The organism is Paraburkholderia sp. Tr-20389, assembly GCF_017104565.1.
In the GTDB taxonomy this organism is placed as follows: domain Bacteria; phylum Pseudomonadota; class Gammaproteobacteria; order Burkholderiales; family Burkholderiaceae; genus Paraburkholderia.
The window spans coordinates 256,464-280,243 of record NZ_JAAGPD010000003.1 but is presented as its reverse complement, the minus strand read 5'-3'; the positions used below and the strand labels follow the sequence as shown (position 1 = coordinate 280,243).

Here is a 23,780-nt window from a genome sequence, read left to right as displayed (position 1 = left end):
GGCGCTTCAGACTCAATCTACCAGCGATTCCAGTGCCTTCGTATAGCGATTTGCGTGGCTGCGCTCCGCCTTTGCCAGCGTCTCGAACCAGTTTGCGATTTCGTCGAAGCCTTCGTCGCGCGCCGTCTTGGCCATGCCGGGATACATGTCGGTGTATTCGTGTGTTTCACCCGCGATAGCCGCTTGCAGGTTCTGACGCGATGAACCGAACGGCAAACCCGTTGCCGGATCGCCCACGACTTCCAGATATTCGAGGTGGCCGTGTGCGTGGCCCGTTTCGCCTTCCGCCGTCGAGCGGAATAGCGCCGCGACATCGTTCTGTCCCTCGACATCGGCCTTTGCCGCGAAATACAGATAGCGGCGATTAGCCTGCGATTCGCCCGCAAATGCGGCCTTCAGATTCTCCTCCGTCTTCGAACCCTTGAGTTGCGACATCTGAGCCTCCAGTCAAAGCCTGTATGTGGGAGCGCGCGTTTCTCATGGGCGACCACCGGCCAGACGCGCGCACCTGAGCCGTGCCTTAAATCTAGGAGGTCAGCGATGCGTTCCCAATTGGGTTTTTCAATCCAGTCGATAGCCGTCTGCCGTTTGGGCTTGCATAACGTTCGCCCCGACGTAGACTGAGGAGGCGCACATACTCAATTTCATCGGGGGAATTCTGCATGCGGCTGACGATATTGATCAACGGTTCGGACCCCACCGTCAATCACGACTATGCCGTGCTCTGGCTCGATACGGACGAAGGTCGCTGGTCGAGAGAAGCACACGATGGGATCGACCTGCCCCCATGGGGCGAACTTCATGACGAGGACGGCGTCACCAAACTCTGCGCGCCGAGCGCAGACGCACCCTTATGTACGTTGGATGGCTTGCACGTCGACCCGCGGCAACGGGTCAGTTCGGTGCAAGGCAGCGCGGCGTGGTCGTCGGACCGCACGCACACGCTGATGAGCGGCTACTGGCGCCTGCAGGCCGTCGACCGCCTGCCCGTTCACGCCGAACACAGCGTGTTCGGTCGCTGAGCCGATTGCACACTTTCAGACCCGCCTCGCACGCCCCCTCGCGAGCGCGGGCCATCGCTTCGCCCCATCTCACCTCCGCTTCGGCTGCTCGCGCCTGCGTAGAAATTGCCATGCGCGCTGCAACGCGTCATGACGCTTTTGCCGAACTGTCATGCGATGACCGAGTAACGTGATGTAAGCCCTTGCATCGTGCATAGGTCGCACGGCTATACTTGCGGCCCCCTCATTTGCTTTTCCGATCTATGAAGAAGTGGTTAGTCAGCCTGCTCATGGTGGCCGCGAGTCACGCATGGGCGGCAACGTCGTGCACGGATTTCACGCCCAACGCCCAATGGCCCGTGCTGACGAACGCGAAGATGACGCCGAAGTCGCGCATGCTGTGCTACTCGGATTTCGCCGTTCTGCATTCGGGCATCACGCACGGCCCGCTGTGGTCCGCCGAACATCTGACGCGCGACCATATCGAAGCCGCGAAAGACATGGCGCGCACCAACAAGTTCTTCGAAGATGCGCGTCTGCCGGAAGGCGAAGGCGCGACGCTTGCCGACTACAAGCGCAGCGGCTTCGATCGCGGGCACATGAGCCCGGCCGGCAACCGCTGGAATCCGCAAGCAATGGCACAATCGTTCTCGCTCGCGAACGTCGTGCCGCAGAACCGCGAGAACAACCAGCGCCTGTGGTCGCGCCTCGAAACGGCCGTTCGCAGGCTTGCTGTGAAATACGACGACACGTATGTCGTCACTGGCCCGATGTTCATCGGCTCGCAGTTGCAGACCATCGGACCGACGCGCGTGTTCGTGCCGACGAAGCTGTTCAAGGTCGTCTACGTGCCGTCGAAGCAGCTTGCGTTCGCGATCGTCGCGGACAATGTGGCCACCAATAGCTACGAGGTGAAATCGGTACATGAACTCGAAGCGATGAGCGGCATCCGCTTTCCGGGCATTCCGGAATCACTCAAGGACCAACATCCTGGAGGGCTGAAAGGTGTTTAAAGCGTATTCGAACGACGACGACGTGCTCAACATCCAGGGCGACACGCTGACGGTGTCGAACGGCACCACGCGCATCGTGCTGAACGGCACGCTCGACATCACGAAGGACAAGCGTGGCCTGAAAGCGGCGCTGGCGCTGAAAGAAGCGCTCGACGGCATCGTCGCCGCGCTTCAGGCCGAGCCGAAACTGCCGGAGCAGGTCAAGGAAGAGCCCGACGCGAAGCCGGGCGTGATCGACAATCCGTTCTGATTCCGCGCAACTCGCGCATTACTGGTCCATCGATGCAGCGAGCGCGCGTAGCTTCGCTGCATCGACGATCTCGATCTCCGCATAGCGCAGCGCGAGCGCGCCTTGCGTTTCGAACTGTCTGAGAATCTGATTCGTGGTTTGGCGGGACAGCGCGAGCATCATCGCGAGATCTTCCTGCGGCACTTTTAGCACGCGACGCAGCGTGTCCTGCCCTTCACCGTAGCCTCCTGCCATCAGCAACAAACGCCGCGCAACGCGTTGCGCGGCAGGCAGCAGCGCGGTTTCTTCAATTGCTTCGAACGCGAGTCGCAGTTTGTGCGTGAGCAGCAGGCCGAACGCATGCCAGAATGCCGGCGTGCGTTCGAGCATCGCTGTGAGCGCAGCGCATGGCACATGAAAAAGCAGCGTGTCGCGCTCGGCGTAGGCATCGTGGGTGCGCGTGCGGCCGTCGAACAGTGCAATCTCGCCGAACCAGTTCACCGGCTCGATCACCGCAAGCAACGCTTCCTTGCCGCCCGCACTCGCCGCGCCGATCCGCATCAACCCTTCCAGCACGCAATAGAAGCCGTCATCGGCATCGCCCCGGCTGAACAGGCGCTGGCCCGCCGGCAGCCGCCGCGTGCGGCCCGTTTCTATCAATTGCACGCGCAATGCATCGGGCGCTGCGCGGAACCAGGTGCTGCGGTCGAGCACGTCAGTAAGCTCTGTCGACGAAATAACTGATGTCATGAGCGCTTGCGCGAGTTGAGTGTTCGAATTGTCGGCTAGGCGAAAGTGTTGCGGCACGCCGCCCGCGATTATGATGACTTTCGACGAGGAACGGCATCCATGAGAACGCTCACCGACCAGCTCGCGCAGTACGCAGCCTATCATCGCGACCGGCGCAACATCGCGACGCATTTCATCGGCATTCCGATGATCGTGCTTGCGCTCGCCGTGCTGCTGAGCCGGCCTGCGTGGGGCGTGGCGGGGCTGCCGTTCGCCGTGTCGCCAGCGTGGCTGCTGTTCGGCATGAGCGTGATCTACTACTTCGTGCTCGACGTGCCGCTCGGCCTGATGATGACCGTGGTGTCGCTGGCGTGCGTCACGTGCGGCGCATGGCTTGCCGCACAACCGACGTTGACGTGGCTCGCGTCGGGCATCGGCCTGTTCGTGATCGGCTGGGTGTTCCAGTTCGTGGGACACGTCGCCTACGAGCACCGCAAGCCCGCGTTCGTCGACGATGTGATCGGCCTGCTCATCGGCCCGTTGTTCGTGCTCGCCGAAGCGCTGTTCGCATTCGGCTGGCGCCCCGCGTTGCGCGAGGCGATCGAAGCGAAAGCCGGGCCGACGCATGTCGATGCCGCGCACGGCGTCACGCGGCATCGCTCCTGAGTTCAACGCGGCGCCAGCAGCCTCGCGCTATGCAACGCGGTCAATCCCACGGCGATCCAGATGGGCACATAAGTCCCGAGTTGCTGAGCCGTCAGCGTTTCGCCGAGCAGCGTCACCGACACGATCACCAGCAGCACCGGCTCGACATATCCCAGGATGCCGAACAGCGCCATCGGCAGCAAACGGCTCGCTTTCAGGTAGGTCGCGAGCGCCACCGTGCTCAACGCGCCGAGCCCGGGCAACAGCAGCAGCCACATGTCGATGCGGCCTGACAGCAACGCGAGCGAGCCGCCGCTGAACGCCATCGCAAGCGCGAACGGCAACATCAGCGACATCTCCAGCGCGAAGGCCGTCAATGAATCGGCGTTGATCTTGCGCCGCAACACGAAGTACGGCGGATAGCCGATCGCGACGAGCAGCGTCGGCCAGGAAAACGCGCGCGTGACCCAGAGTTCGTGCAGCACGCCGACCGCCGCGCACGCGACGGCGAGCCACTGCAACGGTTCGAGCCGCTCGTGATAGTAGAAGCGCCCGAGCAGCACCATCGACAGCGGCAGCAAAAAGTAGCCCAGCGAGACTTCGAGCATCCGACCATGCAGCGGCGCCCACAGGAATACCCACAGCTGCGCGCCCAGACATATCGCGCTGGCAACCAGCAGCAACGCCGTGCGCGGCTCGCGAAGCACGCGCTGCAACAGCGTCTGCAGTTGCGGCAGGCGCGAGCGAAGGGCAATCAGCGTGAAGGCGCCCGGCACGGTCCAGATTACGCGCCAAGCGAAGATATCGAGCCCCGTCAACGGCGCGAGCAGCTTCGCGTACACGGACATGAGGGCAAACAGCGTCGATGCGCTCACGGATAGCGCGATGCCGCGCCCCGGCTGATAAGCGTTCATCGGGGAATCCGCTGCGTAAGGTCAGGCGGATGGCGCAGCGCGATGCGGCGGGAAGTGTCGTCCATTCTTAAGTCTTGTTTTAACTTAGCGGCGCGAGCGGGCTTGCGTATGAGCGCGGCTGTGTCGCGTGAAGCGCGCATTCTAGCGATATCTACGCGCAGCCCGCCTTTTTCGGCCAGATTGCGTCCGTGCATATCCACGCGCGATGCACTATAAAACTTAACTCCATCTCCGCGCCGCACGTCGCACAAGTCTGTTTCTTGCTTCTCTGTACGGCTTAGAGCCGCACCAGCGGCTTTCAAATTGCTTCTGTGCGAACGACGCACGAACGCAGACACGCGCCGGTCATCGAATGCGCTCACGCTTGGTTCGCTGAACGCACGCCGGTCCACTCACTCCAACGCATTCGCTCTTCCGCAGTCCGCAAGTCATCAATGGAACGAGACAACACGGAGCCAACATGACTCAGCCAGCCGTATCGCATCATCTGTCGCGCGACGTATCGCCGGAGTTCGCCGCCGCCGTTCGCGCTGGCCTCAGCAAGCAGCCCCAGAAGGAATTGCCGTCGAAGTATCTATACGATGAAGTGGGTTCGGCGCTGTTCGAAGTGATCACCGCGTTGCCCGAATACGGCGTCACGCGTTCCGAAGAGCGCCTGCTTGCGCAACACGCGAGCGATATCGTCGCGCAGTTGCCGCACGATGCGATCGTCGCGGAACTGGGCAGCGGCAGCGGCCGCAAGACGCGCCGCATTCTCGAAGCACTGTGTAAAAAACGCCCCACGTCTTACTGCCCGATTGAAATTTCGCGCACCGCTTTGCAATTGTGTCGCCGCGAACTCGGCGACATTGAACGCATTTCGATCGTCGGTTACGAGCGCGACTATCTCGCGGGGCTCGCCGAGGTCAGCAAGCGCCGCGCCAAAGGGGAGCCGCTGCTCGTGTTGTTTCTCGGCAGCACGATCGGCAATTTCGGCCGGCTCGCGGCGACGCGCTTTCTGCGCGACATCCGCAACATGCTCGCGCCCGGCGACGCGCTGCTGCTGGGTACCGACCTCGAAAAGCCGGTGCCCGTGCTGATCTCCGCGTACGACGATCCCATCGGCGTGACGGCCGCTTTCAATCTGAACCTGCTCGCACGCATCAATCGCGAGCTGGACGGCGATTTTCCGCTGGATGCATTCGAACACGTCGCGCGTTTCAATCCGGACGTGCGCAGCATCGAAATGCATCTGCGCGCGAAGCGCGACGTGGAAGCACGGGTGTGTGCGGCGAACCTGTCGGTCGAACTACGGGAAGGCGAGACGATCTGGACGGAAAGCAGCCACAAGTATCGTGCGGAAGAACTGCATGCGATCGCCGACGACGCAGGCTTCACTTGCAGTCATCAATGGCTGGAACGGGATTGGGGTTTTGCGGAAAGCCTGCTCGTAGCGCGCTGAATGGAATTGCACGCCGTTGAAAGATGAAAAGCGCGCGGGCCTGTGTCCGCGCGCTTTTTTCATATCACTTCAATGCTGCTCGAAACGCTCGTAGCGTTTTTCGCTGATGCGCTCTTCGTGGGTCACTTCAGTCACGCGCGCCGCCGGCGGCCCGTGACGCAGCCACGACAGCATCCGGTCGACCTGATTCGCCGGTCCCTGCAGCATCGCTTCGACAGAACCGTCCTCCAGATTCGCCACCCATCCCCGGATACCGAGCGCATGCGCCTGGCGCACCGTCGCGTGACGAAAGCCGACGCCCTGCACTGCGCCGCGCACCCGCACGTAATACGTTTCCATCCGCGAGTCGAGATCCGTGCCGGACATGCTGTTACCTCCTTTATGCGTTTCCATCCGTATACGCGGGCATTCTAGTCGCGCCGCGCGCGCTTTGCTCGTGCACATCCACGTGCCTGACGCGCACCACGTACAATCCGACCTCTGCAAACCATCGACCACGCGCCGCGTGCGGCACGTCAGGCAGCAATCAGGAAAACGCCCAGCAATGACCGATCAGACTCGCGACCTCGTACTCGTCACCGGCGCATCCGGTTTCGTCGGCTCGGCCGTCGCGCGCATCGCCCAGCAAAAAGGCTTTGCGGTGCGCGTGCTCGTGCGTCCGACCAGCCCGCGCCGCAACGTCGAATCGCTCGATGCGGAAATCGCGGTCGGCGACATGCGCGACGAGGCGTCGATGCGCGCCGCACTGCGCGGCGCGCGCTACCTGCTGCACGTCGCGGCGGATTACCGGCTGTGGGCGCCGGACCCGCTCGAAATCGAGCGCTCGAATCTGGAAGGTACGGAAGCGACGATGCGCGCCGCGCTGAAGGAAGGCGTGGAACGCGTCGTGTACACGAGCAGCGTGGCGACGCTGAAGGTGACGGGCTCGGGCGCATCCGTCGACGAGACTTCGCCGATGACACCGCAGCAAGCGATCGGCGTGTACAAGCGCAGCAAGGTGCTCGCCGAGCGCGCCGTCGAGCGGATGATCGCCAACGACGGCCTGCCCGCCGTGATCGTCAATCCGTCGACGCCCATCGGCCCGCGCGACGTGAAGCCCACGCCGACGGGACGCATCATCGTTGAAGCGGCGCTCGGCAAGATTCCCGCCTTCGTCGATACCGGGCTGAACCTCGTGCATGTCGACGACGTGGCGATGGGCCACTTCCTCGCGCTCGAACGCGGCAAGATCGGCGAGCGCTACATTCTGGGCGGCGAGAATCTGCCGCTTCAGCAGATGCTCGCGGATATCGCGGGCATGGTCGGACGCGAGGCGCCCACCATCGCACTCCCGCGCTGGCCGCTGTATCCGCTCGCGGTCGGCGCCGAAGCCGTCGCCAAGTTCACGAAACGCGAGCCGTTCGTGACCGTCGATGGCCTGAAGATGTCGAAGAACAAGATGTACTTCACGTCGGCGAAAGCGGAGCGCGAACTCGGCTACAAGGCGCGCCCGTATCGCGAAGGATTGCGCGACGCGCTCGACTGGTTCCGTGAAGCGGGCTACCTGAAAGCGTGACGGCGCAAGCCTCTCTGCGCGCACTTGCACACGCTTTGTTACAACTCGCGTTGCCGGGTCGAAAGCTAACGTCAGCGCGCAGAAGGTAAAATCGCGGGTCTTACCAGAGAACTACGCATGAATCTTCAGGAACAGCTTGGCGCGCTCGAAACGGGCGTCACTCAGCTCATTCAGGCTGTGACGGCTTCTGCCGCGGCTTCGCGCGAAGGCGACGCCGCGACCGATCGGCATGTGGATGGCGAACAGGCGGAGACGGTTGTTGCGGAAGCGCCAGCCGAAGAAGCGGTTGAAACGGCAGCCGAACCGCAAGCCGACGCAGATGAAAAGCCGACGCTGCATATCGAGCGTCCCAGCCAGAACGAAATCACGATGTCGATCGGCGGCAAGGCGGTCACACTGCATCCGCTGCAACTCGCTCAGCTGATCGAGGAACTGTCGAACGCGCGCGCGTCGATGGAACCGGAAGTGCCGCCAAGTCTGCCCACCGGCTGGCGTTTCGTGTCGACGAAGAACCCGATGATGGCCGTGCAGAAGCAGTCGAACGGCGACCGCCTGCTGGTGATGCGCCATACGGGACACGGCTGGGTGCCGTTCCAGTTTTCGCCCGACATGGTCATCCAGATGTACATGATGCTGACGCAGAAGTGATCGGATGCGACGGCCGGCGCGGCCGTCGGAACACTTCAGGCCGCGTCGGCGTTCAATGCGACAGCGGCAGCAGCGAATTCAGCAGGTTGGTTGCGCGCTGCGTGACGCTCGCGCTGCTCGCGGCGTCCGCCTCGGGGCTCGCGTAGATCACGGGCCCGATGCACAGCGACGTGTAGCGAGCGTCGCACCCGCCGTCTCGCGACGGCAGCGGCTGGTCCGCGCCCGGCACCGCGCTGGCCTCCACGCTCACGACATCCGCGAACGTCTTCACCCGGCCGTTGACTTTCTCCGCATACGCCTGCGATCCGCCGTAGCTCTTCAACGCCGCATTCAGATCGCCTCCCGACGATTTCACGTAGCCGTACAGAATCGCCGAGCCGATTTCGATGTTGGTCTCGGGGTCGGTCAGATCCTTCACGTCTTTCAGCATGCGTTTATGCGCGCCGGGCACGACCTGCATCAGCCCCGTTGCGCCATTGCCGCCCTTGGCCTTTTCCTTGAAACGCGATTCGATCGAGATGATCGCGAGAATCAGCGCGGGGGGCAGCGCGTACTTTTCCGACGCGACACGCACCGCGTTCGAGATCTGCTCGGCCTTCTCTTTCGCGACGCCGAACTTCTGATGCAGATAATCGGAGGTGCGGTCGTGGTTCGTCTGATCGTCGGCCCATGCACTTTGCATAACACTGAACGCGAGGACGGTCAGGCAGACCAGCCGCCTCATTGATTCGTCCCGGCGGGCGCCTGCACGCGCGCCTTCCACTGGCCGCCCTTGCCGCGCCAGTAACGCACGGCCGAGCCGAACGTCGCGCTGACGTAGAACAGCGCGACGAGCGGCAGAAACGGCGCCCACAGCGGCGAGCGCTGGTAGTAGCGCAGCATCGGCGCGTACGCGCAGCACATCGCGGCCCACGCGAGCCACGCCGGCAAACCCTTCGGCCCGAGCAGGATCGCGACGGCGGGCGGCACGAGATAGATGATCGTCATGCCGAGCAGCGTGCCCGCCAGCAACCAGGCCGAATAGCGCAACTGCGTGAACGCGGTGCGCGCGATCATGTTCCAGATCTCCCGCCAGCTATCGTACGGACGCAGCGACACGCTTTGCGCCGCCACGTCGAGACGGATGGGGTGGCGCCCTTCACCGCGATGCTTGATGCGCGCGGCCAGGCTGCAGTCGTCGATCAGTTCGGCGCGGATCGACTCGATGCCGCCCGCTTCTTCCAGCGCCGTGCGGCGCACCAGCATGCAGCCGCCTGCCGCGCCCGCCGTGCGGTTGCGCGGATTGTTGACCCATGAGAACGGATAGAGCTTCGCGAAGAAGAACACGAAAGCGGGAATCAGCGCCTTTTCCCAGAACGAATCGCAGCGCAGACGCACCATCAGCGAGACGAGATCGCGCTGTTCGGCGTCGGCGCGCATCACGAGCTGCGTGAGCGCGTCGGTCGGATGACCGATGTCGGCGTCGGTGAGCAGCAGGTATTCGGGCGAGTAGCCGAGCGAGCGCGCCGCCTCGATGCCCTGCGACTGCGCCCAGACCTTGCCCGACCAGCCCGCCGGCAGCGGCTTTGCGCTGATCACCGTGAGCCGGTCCGGGCATTGCAGCGCGAGCGCGGCGGCACGGGCAGCGTCGGCAGTGCCGTCGGTGCTGTGGTCGTCGATGACGATCACGTGGAATTCGCCCGGGTAGTCCTGCGTGAGCAGCGAGGTGACGGCCCGCGCGATCACGTCCGCTTCATTGCGCGCCGGGACGACGGCGGCGACGCCCGGCCAGACGTCCCGCAATTCGCGCGCGAGCGGCGCAGCGGGCTGCGCGCGCCAGAAACCGCCGCGCGCGAACAGCAGCACACACCAGATCAACAGCGACAGACACGCCATCACAAACAGAACCGCCGCAATCATGCATAGCCCTCTATGGAAGCCGCGCGCTTCGGACGCGCACACGGGCGCGGCGCGCCAGCAACACCCGCGACGCTGCGCCAATCGTGGAAATCGAGAACTGGCCGGCTATCGAATATGTGATAGTCCGCGTTTCCGATACGTTCAAGAATGCGTCGTCGGCGAAAGACGTCGCAGATAATTCCATTGCTGCACGCCGGACAGCGCACGCCATGCGTCGGCGCAGCAAAGCCCGATAGTTTAAGGGTTCCCGCCGACAGCCGCAGCGGGTCATTTTTGCCGCGACGCCCGCCGTGCAAACGCCACAGTTCGGTACGCCTGAAAAGCAAACCGACGGCGATAGCGTTAGAATGCGCGTTTGGTCTCAAGTATCGACTTTCGTCGGATTTAAGACATCAACTAAATATAGACGCGGCGAACAGGTCGTTTTTACCGATCTGGACCGGAATCCCGCGTCAGTCGGAGTTCGCCAGCTTATGCGAGTCATCCTTGCTCAACCCCGCGGCTTTTGTGCGGGGGTCGTGAGGGCGATCGAAATTGTCGATCGCGCTTTGCAGCAACATGGCGCACCAGTTTATGTGCGTCATGAAATCGTCCACAACCGGCACGTGGTCGATAATCTTCGCCAAAAAGGCGCGCGCTTCGTCGAGGAACTCGATGAAGTGCCGCAGGGCGCAGTTGCCATTTTTAGTGCCCACGGCGTCGCGCAAAGCGTGGAACGCGACGCGGAGCAGCGCGGTCTCGATGTTCTCGATGCCACCTGCCCGCTGGTGACGAAGGTTCATGTGCAGGGTCGTCAGTATGTGGCCGGGGGGCGCACGCTGATTCTGATCGGGCACGCGGGCCATCCCGAAGTGGAAGGCACGATCGGCCAGATTCCGGGCAAGGTGCTGCTCGTGCAGAGCGAAGCCGAAGTCGCAAAGCTGGAACTGCCCATCGACACACCGCTCGCCTACGTGACGCAGACGACGCTATCGGTGGACGACACGCGCGGCATCATCAACGCGCTGAAGCGCCGGTTCCCCGACATCGTCGGTCCGGATACGCGCGACATCTGCTACGCGACGCAAAACCGCCAGGCAGCCGTGCGCGAACTCAGCTCGCAAGTCGATGTCCTGCTGGTGGTGGGCGCAACGAACAGCTCGAACTCGAATCGCCTGCGCGAAATCGGCAGCGAATCGGGCGTGCCGAGCTACCTCGTCGCGGATGGTTCGGAAGTCAAGCCGGAATGGTTCGCCAGCGTGACGACGGTCGGCATCACGGCCGGCGCGTCGGCACCTGAAGAGATGGTCGAGAACGTAATCGATGCGCTACGCGCACTGGGCCCCGTCGACGTCACGACGATGGCGGGACGTGAAGAAAAGGTTGAATTCAAGTTGCCGTCGAAGCTGACGCAACCACTCGCTGCACGCGAAGTTTAAGGAGGACGATTTGTCTATTCCGATGCTACAAAAAGTCCGGGTTGGCGCATACATCATGCGTAACCACCTCAAGGGCAACAAACGCTATCCGCTCGCGCTGATGCTCGAGCCTTTGTTCCGCTGCAACCTCGCTTGTAATGGTTGCGGCAAGATCGATTATCCGGATCCCATCCTCAACCAGCGCCTGTCGCTGGCGGAATGCCTCGAAGCCGTCGACGAATGCGGCGCACCCGTCGTGTCGATCGCCGGCGGCGAGCCGCTGCTGCACAAGGAAATGCCGGAGATCGTCAAGGGCATCATGGCGCGCAAGAAGTTCGTGTACCTGTGCACGAACGCGCTGCTGATGGAAAAGAAGATGGACGATTACGAGCCGAACCCGTACTTCGTCTGGTCGGTGCACCTCGACGGCGACCGCGAAGCGCACGATCACTCGGTCTCGCAGGAAGGCGTGTACGACAAGGCCGTCGCGGCCATCAAGGAAGCCAAGCGCCGCGGCTTCCGCGTGAACATCAACTGCACGTTGTTCAACGACGCCGTACCCGAGCGCGTGGCGAAGTTCTTCGACACGGTCGGCGAGATCGGTGTGGACGGCATCACGGTGTCGCCGGGCTATGCGTATGAGCGTGCCCCGGACCAGCAGCACTTCCTGAACCGCGACAAGACCAAGAACCTGTTCCGCGAAATCTTCAAGCGCGGCAACAACGGCAAGAAGTGGTCGTTCAGCCAGTCGAGCCTGTTCCTCGACTTCCTGGCCGGCAACCAGAGCTACGAATGCACGCCGTGGGGCAACCCGGCGCGCACGGTGTTCGGTTGGCAGAAGCCGTGCTATCTGGTCGGCGAAGGTTACGTGAAGACCTTCAAGGAACTGATGGAAACCACCGACTGGGACAAGTACGGCACGGGCAAGTATGAGAAGTGCGCGGACTGCATGGTCCACTGCGGCTTCGAGGCGACAGCCGTGATGGACACGGTCGCGCATCCGTTGAAGGCGCTGAAGGTCAGCCTGTCGGGCGCACGTACCACGGGCGCGTTCGCCAAGGACATTCCGCTCGACAAGCAGCGTCCCGCCGAGTACGTGTTCTCGCGTCACGTCGAGATCAAGCTGGAACAGATCGAGCGCGCGGGCACGGGCAAGAAGGTGCAAACGTCGGCTGCCGCGTTGAACTAAGACGCATCGACGCCGCATGAAAAAAGAGCGCAACGGTTTAGCCGTTGCGCTCTTTTGTTTTTGGTGCCGCTCACATGTAGCGGCAGCAGAGGTGGACGATCAGCCCGCGCTGCGCGCGTTGTGCTCGGTGAGGAACTTGATGAGCCCGTCGACGCCGCCCTTCGACAACTGATCCTGGAACTGCGTCTGATACACCTGGATCAGCCACGCGCCCATCATGTTGATGTCGTAAATCTTCCAGCCGTTCGCCGTTTTTTCGAGGCGATAGTCGATCGAGTCGTCGCCGCCGTTGCTCAGCACATGCGACTGGACGACAGTGTCCTTCGTATCCGCCGACGCGTTCGACGGCATGAACTTGAACTTCACGTCCTGATCGCGCAGTTGGGACAACGAAGCCGCATACGTGCCGACGAGCAGCTTCTGGAATTGCTCATACAGTTGCTTTTGCTGCTCGGGCGTTGCCGTGGCCCACGCTTTACCGACGGCGATGCGCGTCGTGCGCTGGAAGTTCGTGGCGGGTACGAAGTGCGACTCGACCACTTGCGTGATCTTCTTCATGTCGCCGCCGCGAGCCTGCGGGTCGGCCTTCATCGCGTTGACCGTGCCTTCGACTGCGCTCTTCACGATCGCATCAGGCGCGGTTTGTGCGAAAGCCGCGGTGGACACCACGGCGGCTGCCAGAAAAGCAGAGATATAACGTTTCATACGCTCATCGGGACAGTTAGGAGTGAACCCGCGCGGGACAGGCCGCATCCCGCGCGGTTACGGGGTCAGTATACAGACTTTGGAAAGCTGCACTGGTTCACTAACGCGACCGTGCGGCGGCTGCGTCGGTATACTTGTGCCCTCTACCAATAATGCCAACCGTGACAAGGCCCCGCTCGCGTCAATGCTGAAGTCCTCTATCGTTCGCCTCGTTGTCTGGTCGGTGCGCCGTCCGCTGCAGGTCATCGGGCTGTCGCTCGTGCTCGCCGTGCTGAGCGCCATTTATGTCGTTCACCACTTCAAGATCAATACCGACATCAGCCGTCTCGTCGAAAACGATGCGCAATGGGCAGCGCTCGGAGACCAGATCGACAAGGCCTTTCCCGATCGCGGACAAACCTTGCTCGTCGTCGTCGAAGCAGGCGCACCCGAATACGCGGATGCCGCCGCGAATACCCTCGCCGCTGCACTGCAGAAAGAAACGACGGAATTCAGCTCGGTCATGCAGCCCGGCAGCGGCCCGTTCTTCGAGAAGAACGGCTTGCTGTTCCCGTCGTTGTCCGAGGTTCAATCGACGACTTCGCAACTGGTCAAGGCGCGTCCGCTGATCAACCAGCTTGCGCACGATCCGAGTCTCACCGGTCTCGCGGGCACGCTCACGACGAGCCTGCTGCTGCCGCTGCAGATCGGCCAGGTGAAGCTCGGCGACATGAGCAATCTGTTGTCGCGCAGCGCGACCGTCATCGATCACGTGCTCGCCAACGAGCCCGCCGTTTTCTCGTGGCGCGCGCTCGTCGACAAGGACGCGGCAAAGGTGCCCGCGCGCGCGTTCATCGTCGTGCAGCCGAAGCTGGATTACGCGGCGTTGCAGGCGGGCGCGAAAGCATCGGAGGTCATCCGCAAGACGGCTGCATCGCTCGATCTCGACTCGCAATACGGCGCACGCATCCGCCTGACGGGCGAACAGCCGCTCGCCGACGAAGAGTTCGCGTCGGTGCAGGACGGCGCGGAGATCAACGGCATCGTCACGTTCTTCGTCGTGCTCGGCATCCTGTGGCTCGCGCTGCGCTCGGGACGTCTGATCGTCGCCGTGTTCATTACGCTGTTCGTCGGGCTCGTCATCACGGCTGCGCTCGGCCTGATGATGGTCGATGCGCTGAACATGATTTCCGTTGCATTCATGGTGCTGTTCGTCGGGCTCGGCGTCGACTTCGGCGTGCAGTTCGGCGTGAAGTACCGCGAGGAGCGCAATCGCGACGACCGTCTCGCGGCCGCGCTGATCCACACGGCTTACAGCATCGGCGTGCCGTTGACGCTCGCCGCCGTCGCCGTCGCCGAGAGCTTCTTCTCGTTCCTGCCGACCGCCTATCGCGGCGTGTCCGAACTCGGCAAGATCGCGGGCGTCGGCATGTTCGTCGCGTATCTGACCAACATGACGCTGCTGCCCGCGCTCATCAAGGTCTTCAACCCGCCGGGCGAAGCGGAGTCGCCGGGCTTCACGTTCCTCGCGCCCGTCGACGACTTTCTCGATCGCAACCGCACTCCCGTGCTGATCGCGACGGCCGTGCTGATCATCGGCGCGTCGCCGCTGCTGCTGCATCTGCGTTTCGACTTCAATCCGCTACATCTGAAGGATCCGAATACGGAGTCGATGGCGACGCTGATTTCGCTGAACGATGCGCCCGAAGCCGCCGTCAACAACGTGCGCGCGCTGGCGCCGACGCTGGCGGACGCGGACAGAATCGCGGCGCGTCTGTCGAAGCTGCCGCAAGTGGGCCGCACGACGACGCTCACCACCTTCATTCCCGCCGATCAGCCGCAAAAGCTCGAGCTGATTTCTGCGGCGGCACAGCAACTGCTGCCTGCGCTCACGCAAACGCCCGCGCCTGCCTCCACCGACGCCGTGCGCGTCGCCGCATTGAAACGCACGGCGAACCAGCTGTCGCTCGCCGCCGAAGACCATCCCGGTCCGGGCGCTGCGGAAGCCAAGCATCTGTCGGATACGCTGAACAAGCTCGCGAATGCGGACGTCTCGACGCGCGATCGTGCTGAACGCGCGATGTCGGTGCCGCTGAAGCTGTCGCTCAAGCAACTGGCGACCTTGCTGCAGCCGTCGGAAATCACCCGCGAGAACGTGCCGAAAGAGATTGCCGACGGCTGGGTGTCGAAGACGGGCCAGGCGCTCGTCGAGATTTCGCCGAAGGTGCCGCCCGGCACCGATCCCGGCGACGACGTGATGCTGCGCAACTTCGCGAAGGCCGTGAAGGCTGCGGAACCGGGCGCGATCGGCGGGCCGATCTCGATCCTGCATTCGGCGAACGTGATCATCAAGTCGTTCGTGCAGGCGGGCGCGTGGGCCATCCTGTCGATCACCGCGCTGCTGTGGCTCACGCTGCGCCGTTTCGGCGATGTGCTGCGCACGCTCGTGCCGCTGCTGGTGTCGGCCGTCGTCACGCTGGAGTTGTGCGTGGTCTTCGGCATGCCACTTAATTTCGCGAATATCATTGCGTTGCCGCTGATGCTCGGCGTCGGCGTCGCGTTCAAGATCTACTTCGTGATGGCGTGGCGCAGGGGGCAAACGGGCCTGCTGCAATCGAGCCTCACGCACGCCGTGCTGTTCAGCGCGGCGACCACGGCTACGGCATTCGGCAGCCTGTGGCTGTCGCACCATCCCGGCACGTCGAGCATGGGCCGCCTGCTGGCGCTGTCCCTCTTGTGCACGTTGATTGGCGCTGTGGTATTCCAGCCGGTATTGATGGGTAAACCGCGCGCTCGCCGCGCATCGAAGAAACAATAAGGAAAGCCGCATGAAGATGCGTACAGCCGCGCTGGCATTGGCCGTCGCGAGTCTTGCAACGGGGTGTGCAACGGGTCCCGACCGGAAACCCGGTGACCCGCTGGAGCCGATGAACCGCGCGATTTTCACTTTCAACGACGCAATCGATCGCACGGTTGCCGTGCCGATCGCGAAGGGCTATCAAAAGGTCACGCCGCAGCCGCTGCGTCAGGCCATCAGCAACTTCTTCTCGAACCTCGGCGATCTCGACAACTTCGCGAACAGCCTGCTCCAGTTGCACATCAAGGACGCAACGGAAAGCCTGATGCGTTTCGCGATGAACTCGACGTTCGGTCTCGGCGGCCTGCTCGACTTCGCGACGCCCGCCGGCCTGCCGAAGCACAAGCAGGACTTCGGCCTGACGCTCGGCCGCTGGGGTGTGCCGTCGGGTCCGTATCTGGTGCTGCCGCTGTTCGGCCCGAGTTCGTTCCGCGACGGGCTCGGTTATCTGGTTGATTTCCGCGCCAATCCGATCTCTTACCTCGACGCGGAAGTCAAATACCCGCTGTACTTCATGGAGTTCGTCAGCGTGCGTTCGGATCTGCTCGGCGCGACGACGCTGCTGGAGCAAGCTGCACTCGACAAATACTCGTTCGTGCGCGACGCCTATACGCAGCAGCGCCGCTCACTCCTGCGCGGCGCGAACGCGCCGGCTTCCGCTTTGCCGGACTACGGCGACGACGATACGGGCGCGGAAGCGCCTGCGGGCGCATCGGGCACGGCGCCGACCGGGGCCGCGCCGCTCGGCCTGCCGAATTCCGCCGAGCCGGCGGAAGGTGCGTCGGGCGCCGGCGGCACGGGCGGTACAGGCGGCAAGAAGCGCGCGCCGACCAACGACGAAAGCCTGCCGAACTACGAAGATCCGGGCGAAGGCGCTGCACCGTCGCCTGCATCCACCGGCGCACCTGCGACGGGCACAGCGCCGGTTCAGAACGCAACGCCCGCACCTGCACCGGACAAGCCCGCTTCGCAGTAAGCAAAGAAACCGCTGCGACCGAAGCGCAAATGAAAAGCCCCGGCTGGTCTCGCGACCTGCCGGGGCTTTTTCATACAACTTCGAGCAGCGCCGGATGCAGCGCGATTAGTGCGCCGCGTCCGCTTCCTGATCGACGTCTTCCATGGCTTCGGACGCCAACACCGCGCCCGGCTGCTGCATCGCGCGAAGCTTCTCGCTGTAGCGCTCGAATGCTTCGTCCGAATAACGGATCTTCGTGCGGCCATGCGGCGCCGGATTGCCGGCCTCGTCGAGATTCACGAACACCATCTTTTCGACGGTCAGAATGCTTTTGCGCGTGATCTTGTTGCGCACTTCGGCGCGCAGCGTGATCGACGTCGTGCCGAAATGCGTCGCCGTCATGCCGAGTTCGATGATGTCGCCCTGACGCGCCGAACTGACGAAGTTGATCTCCGACATGAACTTGGTCACGACGCGCTGATTGTCGAGCTGGCAGATCGCGTAAATCGCGGCTTCTTCATCGATCCAGCGAAGGAGGCTGCCGCCGAACAGCGTGCCGTTGGGGTTGAGATCTTCGGGCTTGACCCATTTGCGTGTGTGGAAATTCATTGCGGTCCCTCTTCGGATATAGCGTGGCCGCGCTCATAGGCGCGACCTAGGGTTAATACCTAGCACTATACCAGAGATAAGGGTTTTCCCTAGGTATTCAAGGCCAGCACACTATTTCGCTTTCCGCGCATCCCGCGCGGGCGAGGGTCAGAGCGAGCGGAGCGCGCCCGAGCGTTCCAGCAGCTGACGCGCGGCAACGAGGGTCGCGCGCGCGGCGCGCGCGTCGGCGGCGACCTGCAGCAAACCGCCCAGTTGCGACGGCTGGCGCGCGAGTTCGCGCAGGATGGGACCGATGGCTGTCGTGCCGTCGTCGCGCAAACCGGCCGTTGCGGCGGACGGCAGCGTGCGCCACGCCGGATCGACGATCGCCCGGCATACGACGAACGGCAGCCCGTTCGCCTCGGCGATTGCGCCCGCAAGGTGAGATTCCATGTCGACGGCGAGCGCACCTGTCGATGCATGCAGCGCCGCCTTGTCGGCTGCACCGACGAGCGGTGCGGCCACGCCCGCGATCGGCCCGCGGCGCAGCTTCGCCGCCAGCGGCGTGCCGTCGAGCGCGGTAACGATACGGCCCGCCCAGCGCAGATCGGTTTCCACGACGCCCAGCGGGCTATGCACGCTGCTCGCGACGATCAACGTGCCCGGCGCGAGATCGGGCGCGAGGCCGCCCGCCGTGCCGAAGCTGACGATGCCCGCGCAGCCGCGCGCAACGGCCGCATTCAGCGCGCGTTCGAGCAGATCGGCGCGCGCAGCGTAGACCGCTTCGACGCCTTTGCCGCGCGCGATACGCGCTTCGAACGCCATGCCGGTCACGGCGATGACCGGCAGGTTCGTGTTCATGAGATCGGGCCGCGCTGCCATCACATGCCGAAGGTGACGCGCTTCTCACCCGTGCGCTTCAGGTTGCGGTAACGCGCGAGCGCCCACAGCGGGAAGAACTTGCGATATCCGTGGTAGCGCAGATAGAACACGCGCGGGAAGCCCGTCGCCGAGAAGCGCTCTTCGTCCCACAGGCCGTGATCGCGCTGTTCCTGTTGCAGATACTCGATGCCGCGCGCGACGGCGGGATGATCGACATAGCCGGCGGCCATCAGGCCCATCAGCGCCCATGCCGTTTGCGACGGAATGCTCGGCGCCTTTTCGTAGCCGCGATAGTCGAGCTTGTAGCTGGTGCCGTCTTCGCCCCAGCCGCCGTCCGCGTTCTGGATCGACACGAGCCACTGCGCGGCGCGCTTGATGCGCGCGTCTTCGAGCGAGATGCCCGCCGCGTTCAGCGCGCACAGCGCCGTCCACGTACCGTAGATGAAGTTCATGCCCCAACGGCCGTACCAGCTCCCGTCGGCTTCCTGCTCTTTCAGCAGATAGTCATACGCGCGGCGTGCGGGCTCGCTCGTCGCGGGCATTTCGCCGAGTTGCGCGAGCATCGACAGGCAGCGGCCTGATACGTCGGCCGTCGGCGGATCGAGCAGTGCGCCGTGGTCCGAGAACGGAATGTTGTTCAGGTAGTACTGCGTGTTTTCCGGCTCGAACGCGCCCCAGCCGCCGTCGCTGCTCTGCATGCCGACCACCCATTCGCGGGCACGCGCAATGGCGTTGGCATCGACGTTCGACTTCGTGATTGCCGCCGAACGCTGCATCGCCATCGCGACCACAGCCGTATCGTCGACATCGGGGTAATGCGCGTTGTTGTACTGGAACGCCCAACCGCCCGGCCGCACGTCGGGACGGCGCGAAATCCAGTCGCCGCGCACGTCGAGAATCTGCAGCGGACGCAGCCATGCGAGGCCGCGCTCGGCGGCTTCCTCGGCGCGTGTGTCGCCCGTTTCGAGCAGCGCATGCGCCGCGAGCGACGTGTCCCACACGGGCGACAGGCACGGCTGGCAATACGCCTCGTCTTCGTGGATGACGAGCAGTTTTTCGATCGACTCGCGGGCGATCGCGCGGTTCGGGTGATCGGCGGAATAGCCGAGCACGTCGTACATCATCACGGAATTCGCCATCGCCGGGAAAATCGCGCCGAGACCGTCCACGCCGTTCAGGCGTTCATCGACGAAGCTGACGGCTGCCTTGATCGCTCGCTCGCGCGACGCCTTCGGGAACAGGCCATCGGTTACACGCAGCACGCCGTCGACGGCGCGGAAGAACGCGAACCAGCTCTTGCTCTGATGGCCCGAACGAGGCAGCAGGCCCGTCGTGACGGGTGCGCCGCGGAACAGTTCGTCGATGCGCACGCCGCGCGGATTGCGCGCGACGGGCCGCTTCGCGTTCAGCACGAGCAGCGGCACGATCACCGTGCGCGCCCAGTACGACACCTTCGACAGATGAAACGGGAACCACTTGGGCAACGACATGATTTCGACGGGCATCATCGGCACCGCGTACCACGTGACGACGCCGAACAGCGCGAGCAGGATGCGCGTGAACACGTTTGCCGCTTCCGCGCCGCCGTTCGCGAGAATGCACTCGCGCGCGCGGACCATGTGCTCGGCGTCTTCCGCATCGCCGACCATCTTCAGCGCGAAGTACGCCTTGACGCTCGCGCTGACGTCCATCGCGCCGTCCGTGAAAAGCGGCCAGCCGCCGTCGGGCAGCTGGATGCGGCGCAGATAGCGCGCGATCTTCTGTTCGAGTTCGAGGTTCGGCGTTTCGCCCAGGTAGTGGACGAGCAGAACGTATTCGGCGGGAATCGTCGCGTCGGCTTCGAGCTCGTAGACCCAGTGGCCGTCGTCCTTCTGCGCCGCGAGGATCGCGTCCGTGGCGCGCGTGACGGCGGCGTCGAGCACATCGACGGGTGCGGCGCCCGTCGCCAGCGCGGCGGCAACGGGAGCGTGATCGTCGATCAGCGTTTGAGGCAGTGCTTCGCCCAGCGTCTGGGTCATGGATAAATCGTTCATCGGCGTTCCATCGGTTCGTTCAATAGCGTATCCGCGGCCTTCTGGCCTGAGCGGATCGCGCCTTCGATGCCCGGCGGCAGACCGGTTGCCGTCCAGTCGCCCGCGAGCATCAGGTTGTTCCAGCGAGTGCGCGTGGCCGGGCGGCGCATCTCGTCGTCGGGTTGCGCGGCGAAAGTGGCGCGCGGCTCGACGCTCAACTGCCACTTGAGCGGCAGATCGGCCGACAGTCCCGTCACTTGCGCGACGTCGGCCCACAGCTTGCGCGCGAGGTCGTCGCGCGGCATATCGGTGAGATGTCCTGCATCGTAAACCGTCACCGAAAGACGACCGTCCGACGCAACCAGCCAGTTCGCAGTCGCGTTGACGAGGCCCATCAGCGGCGGATGGCCGAGCGGCGGCTCGACGGCGAAATGCGCCGTCACGATCGCCGAAAAACGGCGCGGCGCCTGCACGCCCGGCAGCAGCGACTGAGCCACATCGGGCGTCACGGCCAGCACGACGGCTTCGCTCGCACCGACTTCTATGCGCTCCTCCGCGTTCAGCCGCAGCGCTGCGACACGCAGGCCATCTTCGCCATCCGCGAATTCGAACCCGTCGAGCCGCGCGCCGAGCCGGATCGCGGCGCCGCCGTGCTGCAACAGCCGCAGCGCCGGTTCGACGAACGCCGACCCCAAGCCATTGCGGGCGACGAGCGGACGGCTGGCCGGCCCGCCCGCCACGAACGTGTCGCGCAGTGCGGCGCCTGCGAGTTCAGCCGTCGCGTGGCGCGGGTCGACGTTCGTCATCGCCAGCAGTAACGGGCGCAGCATGCGGTCCCACAGCGGGCCGTTGCTGCGCATGGTCTGCACGACGCTGCGGCCAGGCTTGGCAAGCAGGAGCGGCACGATGGACAGATAGTCCGTCCATTGCGTGTCCGGCACGCGCGCATGCGCCTCGAAAATCCACGCTGGAAATCGCCCTTGCGACATCCGCACGGTCCAGCGCTGGTTCGTCGCGAGGTCGACGAACGGGTATTCGGGCTGCGTCGGCCCGACGAGATCGTCGGCGGAACCGATCGCCCGCACGTAGTTCAACGTGGCCTGCTGGCCGGACAGCACCAGATGGTTGCCGCTGTCGACGGTCGCCGCCAGTGCCCGGTCGTAACACGTGCGGCAGCGGCCGCCAGCCTGTTCGGCCGCCTCGTACAGCACGACCTGCGCGCCGCGCCGCTGCAGTTGCACGGCGGCGGCAAGACCGGCCAGCCCTGCGCCGATCACGTGAACCAGCTTTCGCATCAAAAGAGCGCGTACCGCGCGACGATGGCCAGCATCCGCAGCTTCGGCTTGCGGACCTTCGTACGCGGAATGTCGAAGCCGCGTTCCAGCGTGCGCTCGAGCAGCACGCGATACACGCCCGACATGATGCGCGGCGCCTTCACCTGCGCACGCGGTTGTGCATCCATGATCGCGTCGGAGGCGGCGAAATGCTGCTTCGCGCGCTCCGCGAGCGTCGCGCAGACGCGCGGCAGCGACGGATCGTCGGCGATCGTGAGCGGACTCGACGTCGCGATGCCTTCGCGCGCGAGCAACTCGTACGGCAGATAGCAGCGGTTGATCTCCGCGTCCTCGTCGATGTCGCGCAGGATGTTCGTCAGTTGCAGCGCGCGGCCCAGATGGTGCGACAGCTCGATGCCTGGCTGCTCCTGCATCCCGAAAATTCTCACCGATAGCCGGCCGGCTGCACTCGCAACACGATCGCAATACAGATCGAGCGTCGCTTCGTCGGGCGCGCAGATGTCGGCGGCAGCGTCCATCGCCATGCCATCGATCATCGCGTGGAAATCTTCGCGCTGCAGATGGAACGTGTGGATGTGCCGGGTCAGCTCGAGCAGCGACGCGCGCGGCGAGCCGGCGTAGCACGCGTCGATGTCGGCGCGCCAGCGTTCGAGGCCCGCGGCGCGCTCGGCGCGCGGCAGGTCGCTGTCGGCGATATCGTCGACGGCGCGGCAGAACGCGTAGACCTGATACATCGCATCGCGCTGCGCAGGCGGCAAGATGCGCATCGCGAGATAAAACGAGCTGCCCGAACTTGCGGCGGCTGCGTCAGTTTGTGTGTCGTCCACGACGAGATTGGAAACGGCCAAGACGATCTCCGCTGAGACACCCACCACGGGGCGATCAAGAAGTCATGCCTACCCGCAGGGCAAGCCGCCCGCGCGCGCGGACACGCGCGAAACACCGGCCGGAAGACCGGAAAACGGGCAAAAGTATACCAACCTTTCATAGCGGACGCAGAAACGGCGGCCGCCCGTACAAGGCGCGGCGCGTGCGCCCCGGACGATGCGCGGTCTGGTCAGCTCGCCGGATCGTGACATTCGCGAGCGAAGCGACGGTCAGCCGCAAATCGCCTTCAAATCGATCCGATTATTCGAAGGCGCCAATCCATTATCTCAAATTAAGACTTGTCTGAGATATTGAAAAGCTAGTTGAGACTATATTCGTCTTCGACATCGATGAAGTCGGTCGCGACACAAACAGGTCCGCGCGGCCAGCCAGCGCGGGGCGACGCCCTATCGACATGGATTGAATCGCCTCCTTAAATCCATCTTCATTGGCGCCAATACCAATGGATAAATTCCGCATTCAGGTATTTACCAAATTATTTGCCGAATTACGCAAATCTATTCCAGCAAAGGAAAAATCATGAAACTGCATATTTATCTGGCTGCTCCGCTTCTGGCCGCGTTCGCTCTCTCTGCGCCAGCGTTCGCCGCGCAAAACGACGAAACCGTGATCCGCCAGCTGGAAGAAAACTGGGTGCAGGCAAGCATGCATCGTGACACGGACACGCTCAAATTGCTGCTCGACGATTCGTACCGCGAGATCACCCCGTCCGGCAAGGCGCGTTCGAAGAGCGATGTGCTAAGCGCGCCGCCCCCGCCCGCCGGCTCGACCCAAACGCTGCAAAATGTGCAGGTGCGCGTCGACGGCGATCAGGCCGTCGTCATGGGCGAGAATCATTTCATGGCGCCGAACGGTGACGCCGCGGTGTTCGGCTTCAAGGACGACTTCGTCCGGCGCGACGGTCAATGGCGCGTCGTCGACTCGTGGATGACGAAGAAGTAAATCGAGGACGCTGGACG

At 63.8% G+C, this 23,780-nt stretch carries 24 protein-coding genes; 12 read left to right on the top strand and 12 right to left on the bottom strand.

The features are described from left to right. Positions 1-12: 12 nt before the first annotated feature. Positions 13-435 (bottom strand): rubrerythrin family protein, encoded by a 423-nt coding sequence (locus G3N95_RS07085; protein WP_012403411.1) that lies wholly within the window; start codon positions 433-435, stop codon positions 13-15. 227 nt (positions 436-662) lie between these two features. Here G3N95_RS07085 and G3N95_RS07080 point away from each other — a divergent pair, with 227 nt between their 5' ends. The 3 genes from G3N95_RS07080 to G3N95_RS07070 all read left to right on the top strand — a co-directional run bounded on the left by G3N95_RS07080 (position 663) and on the right by G3N95_RS07070 (position 2,264). Then, a complete protein-coding gene (locus G3N95_RS07080; protein WP_205969290.1) occupies positions 663-1,022 on the top strand; it encodes a DUF3564 domain-containing protein in 360 nt (119 codons plus the stop codon). 242 nt (positions 1,023-1,264) lie between these two features. Next, positions 1,265-2,014: a DNA/RNA non-specific endonuclease gene (locus G3N95_RS07075; RefSeq protein ID WP_205969289.1), complete on the top strand. Its 750-nt coding sequence runs from the start codon at positions 1,265-1,267 to the stop codon at positions 2,012-2,014. Further along, complete coding sequence (locus tag G3N95_RS07070) at positions 2,007-2,264, top strand: hypothetical protein (protein WP_205969288.1); 258 nt, start codon at positions 2,007-2,009, stop codon at positions 2,262-2,264. The genes G3N95_RS07075 and G3N95_RS07070 overlap by 8 nt, the downstream gene beginning before the upstream one ends. A gap of 18 nt (positions 2,265-2,282) precedes the next feature. Here G3N95_RS07070 and G3N95_RS07065 read toward each other — a convergent pair whose 3' ends face one another. Next, a complete protein-coding gene (locus tag G3N95_RS07065) occupies positions 2,283-2,993 on the bottom strand; it encodes a Crp/Fnr family transcriptional regulator (protein ID WP_205969287.1) in 711 nt (236 codons plus the stop codon). A gap of 99 nt (positions 2,994-3,092) precedes the next feature. Between G3N95_RS07065 and G3N95_RS07060 the strand changes: the two genes are divergently transcribed. Continuing rightward, a complete protein-coding gene (locus G3N95_RS07060; protein ID WP_205969286.1) occupies positions 3,093-3,638 on the top strand; it encodes an Mpo1-like protein in 546 nt (181 codons plus the stop codon). 2 nt (positions 3,639-3,640) lie between these two features. On the opposite strand, the gene rarD is transcribed toward G3N95_RS07060, so the two are convergent. Continuing rightward, the gene (gene rarD / locus G3N95_RS07055; protein WP_205969285.1) at positions 3,641-4,531 is read right to left on the bottom strand and encodes an EamA family transporter RarD; all 891 of its coding nucleotides are present in this window, start codon (positions 4,529-4,531) and stop codon (positions 3,641-3,643) included. A 460-nt stretch (positions 4,532-4,991) separates the two neighbouring features. Here rarD and egtD point away from each other — a divergent pair, with 460 nt between their 5' ends. After that, positions 4,992-5,972 carry an L-histidine N(alpha)-methyltransferase gene (gene egtD / locus G3N95_RS07050; RefSeq protein WP_205969284.1) on the top strand — a complete coding sequence of 327 codons (981 nt, stop codon included), beginning with the start codon at positions 4,992-4,994 and terminating at the stop codon, positions 5,970-5,972. A gap of 69 nt (positions 5,973-6,041) precedes the next feature. Here egtD and G3N95_RS07045 read toward each other — a convergent pair whose 3' ends face one another. Continuing rightward, positions 6,042-6,338: an acylphosphatase gene (locus G3N95_RS07045; protein WP_205969283.1), complete on the bottom strand. Its 297-nt coding sequence runs from the start codon at positions 6,336-6,338 to the stop codon at positions 6,042-6,044. A gap of 178 nt (positions 6,339-6,516) precedes the next feature. Here G3N95_RS07045 and hpnA point away from each other — a divergent pair, with 178 nt between their 5' ends. Further along, positions 6,517-7,527: a hopanoid-associated sugar epimerase gene (hpnA, locus tag G3N95_RS07040; protein WP_205969282.1), complete on the top strand. Its 1,011-nt coding sequence runs from the start codon at positions 6,517-6,519 to the stop codon at positions 7,525-7,527. Between the two features lie 117 nt (positions 7,528-7,644). Next, positions 7,645-8,175, top strand: a complete 531-nt coding sequence (locus tag G3N95_RS07035; protein ID WP_205969281.1) for a hypothetical protein — start codon at positions 7,645-7,647, stop codon at positions 8,173-8,175. A 52-nt stretch (positions 8,176-8,227) separates the two neighbouring features. Here the strand turns inward: G3N95_RS07035 and G3N95_RS07030 are convergent, their stop codons facing one another. Both G3N95_RS07030 and G3N95_RS07025 read right to left on the bottom strand, forming a co-directional pair. After that, positions 8,228-8,899, bottom strand: coding sequence for a lytic transglycosylase domain-containing protein (locus G3N95_RS07030; protein WP_205969280.1), 672 nt, complete (start codon positions 8,897-8,899; stop codon positions 8,228-8,230). Then, entirely contained in the window at positions 8,896-10,074 is a 1,179-nt protein-coding gene (locus tag G3N95_RS07025; RefSeq protein WP_205969279.1) for a glycosyltransferase, read from the bottom strand. The genes G3N95_RS07030 and G3N95_RS07025 overlap by 4 nt, the downstream gene beginning before the upstream one ends. A gap of 473 nt (positions 10,075-10,547) precedes the next feature. Here G3N95_RS07025 and ispH point away from each other — a divergent pair, with 473 nt between their 5' ends. Both ispH and hpnH read left to right on the top strand, forming a co-directional pair. Then, positions 10,548-11,492, top strand: coding sequence for a 4-hydroxy-3-methylbut-2-enyl diphosphate reductase (ispH, locus tag G3N95_RS07020; RefSeq protein WP_205969278.1), 945 nt, complete (start codon positions 10,548-10,550; stop codon positions 11,490-11,492). 10 nt (positions 11,493-11,502) lie between these two features. Then, a complete protein-coding gene (gene hpnH / locus G3N95_RS07015; RefSeq protein ID WP_041764468.1) occupies positions 11,503-12,660 on the top strand; it encodes an adenosyl-hopene transferase HpnH in 1,158 nt (385 codons plus the stop codon). A 99-nt stretch (positions 12,661-12,759) separates the two neighbouring features. Here the strand turns inward: hpnH and G3N95_RS07010 are convergent, their stop codons facing one another. Further along, complete coding sequence (locus tag G3N95_RS07010; protein WP_205969277.1) at positions 12,760-13,365, bottom strand: ABC transporter substrate-binding protein; 606 nt, start codon at positions 13,363-13,365, stop codon at positions 12,760-12,762. A 184-nt stretch (positions 13,366-13,549) separates the two neighbouring features. Here G3N95_RS07010 and G3N95_RS07005 point away from each other — a divergent pair, with 184 nt between their 5' ends. Both G3N95_RS07005 and G3N95_RS07000 read left to right on the top strand, forming a co-directional pair. Beyond that, positions 13,550-16,162 (top strand): MMPL family transporter, encoded by a 2,613-nt coding sequence (locus tag G3N95_RS07005; RefSeq protein WP_205969276.1) that lies wholly within the window; start codon positions 13,550-13,552, stop codon positions 16,160-16,162. A 10-nt stretch (positions 16,163-16,172) separates the two neighbouring features. Then, the gene (locus G3N95_RS07000; protein ID WP_205969275.1) at positions 16,173-17,177 is read left to right on the top strand and encodes a VacJ family lipoprotein; all 1,005 of its coding nucleotides are present in this window, start codon (positions 16,173-16,175) and stop codon (positions 17,175-17,177) included. Between the two features lie 105 nt (positions 17,178-17,282). Here G3N95_RS07000 and G3N95_RS06995 read toward each other — a convergent pair whose 3' ends face one another. The 5 genes from G3N95_RS06995 to hpnD all read right to left on the bottom strand — a co-directional run bounded on the left by G3N95_RS06995 (position 17,283) and on the right by hpnD (position 22,781). Then, positions 17,283-17,765, bottom strand: coding sequence for a hotdog domain-containing protein (locus G3N95_RS06995; RefSeq protein ID WP_205969274.1), 483 nt, complete (start codon positions 17,763-17,765; stop codon positions 17,283-17,285). Positions 17,766-17,912: 147 nt separating this feature from the next. After that, positions 17,913-18,626 carry a phosphorylase gene (locus G3N95_RS06990; protein WP_205969273.1) on the bottom strand — a complete coding sequence of 238 codons (714 nt, stop codon included), beginning with the start codon at positions 18,624-18,626 and terminating at the stop codon, positions 17,913-17,915. Next, positions 18,626-20,659: a squalene--hopene cyclase gene (gene shc / locus G3N95_RS06985; RefSeq protein WP_205969272.1), complete on the bottom strand. Its 2,034-nt coding sequence runs from the start codon at positions 20,657-20,659 to the stop codon at positions 18,626-18,628. Before shc ends, G3N95_RS06990 begins: the two co-directional genes overlap by 1 nt. Beyond that, positions 20,656-21,933, bottom strand: a complete 1,278-nt coding sequence (hpnE, locus tag G3N95_RS06980; RefSeq protein ID WP_205969271.1) for a hydroxysqualene dehydroxylase HpnE — start codon at positions 21,931-21,933, stop codon at positions 20,656-20,658. The genes shc and hpnE overlap by 4 nt, the downstream gene beginning before the upstream one ends. Then, the gene (gene hpnD, locus G3N95_RS06975; RefSeq protein ID WP_205969270.1) at positions 21,933-22,781 is read right to left on the bottom strand and encodes a presqualene diphosphate synthase HpnD; all 849 of its coding nucleotides are present in this window, start codon (positions 22,779-22,781) and stop codon (positions 21,933-21,935) included. The genes hpnE and hpnD overlap by 1 nt, the downstream gene beginning before the upstream one ends. 559 nt (positions 22,782-23,340) lie before the next feature. Here hpnD and G3N95_RS06970 point away from each other — a divergent pair. Then, positions 23,341-23,763: a nuclear transport factor 2 family protein gene (locus G3N95_RS06970; protein ID WP_205969269.1), complete on the top strand. Its 423-nt coding sequence runs from the start codon at positions 23,341-23,343 to the stop codon at positions 23,761-23,763. The last annotated feature ends 17 nt before the right edge of the window (positions 23,764-23,780 follow it).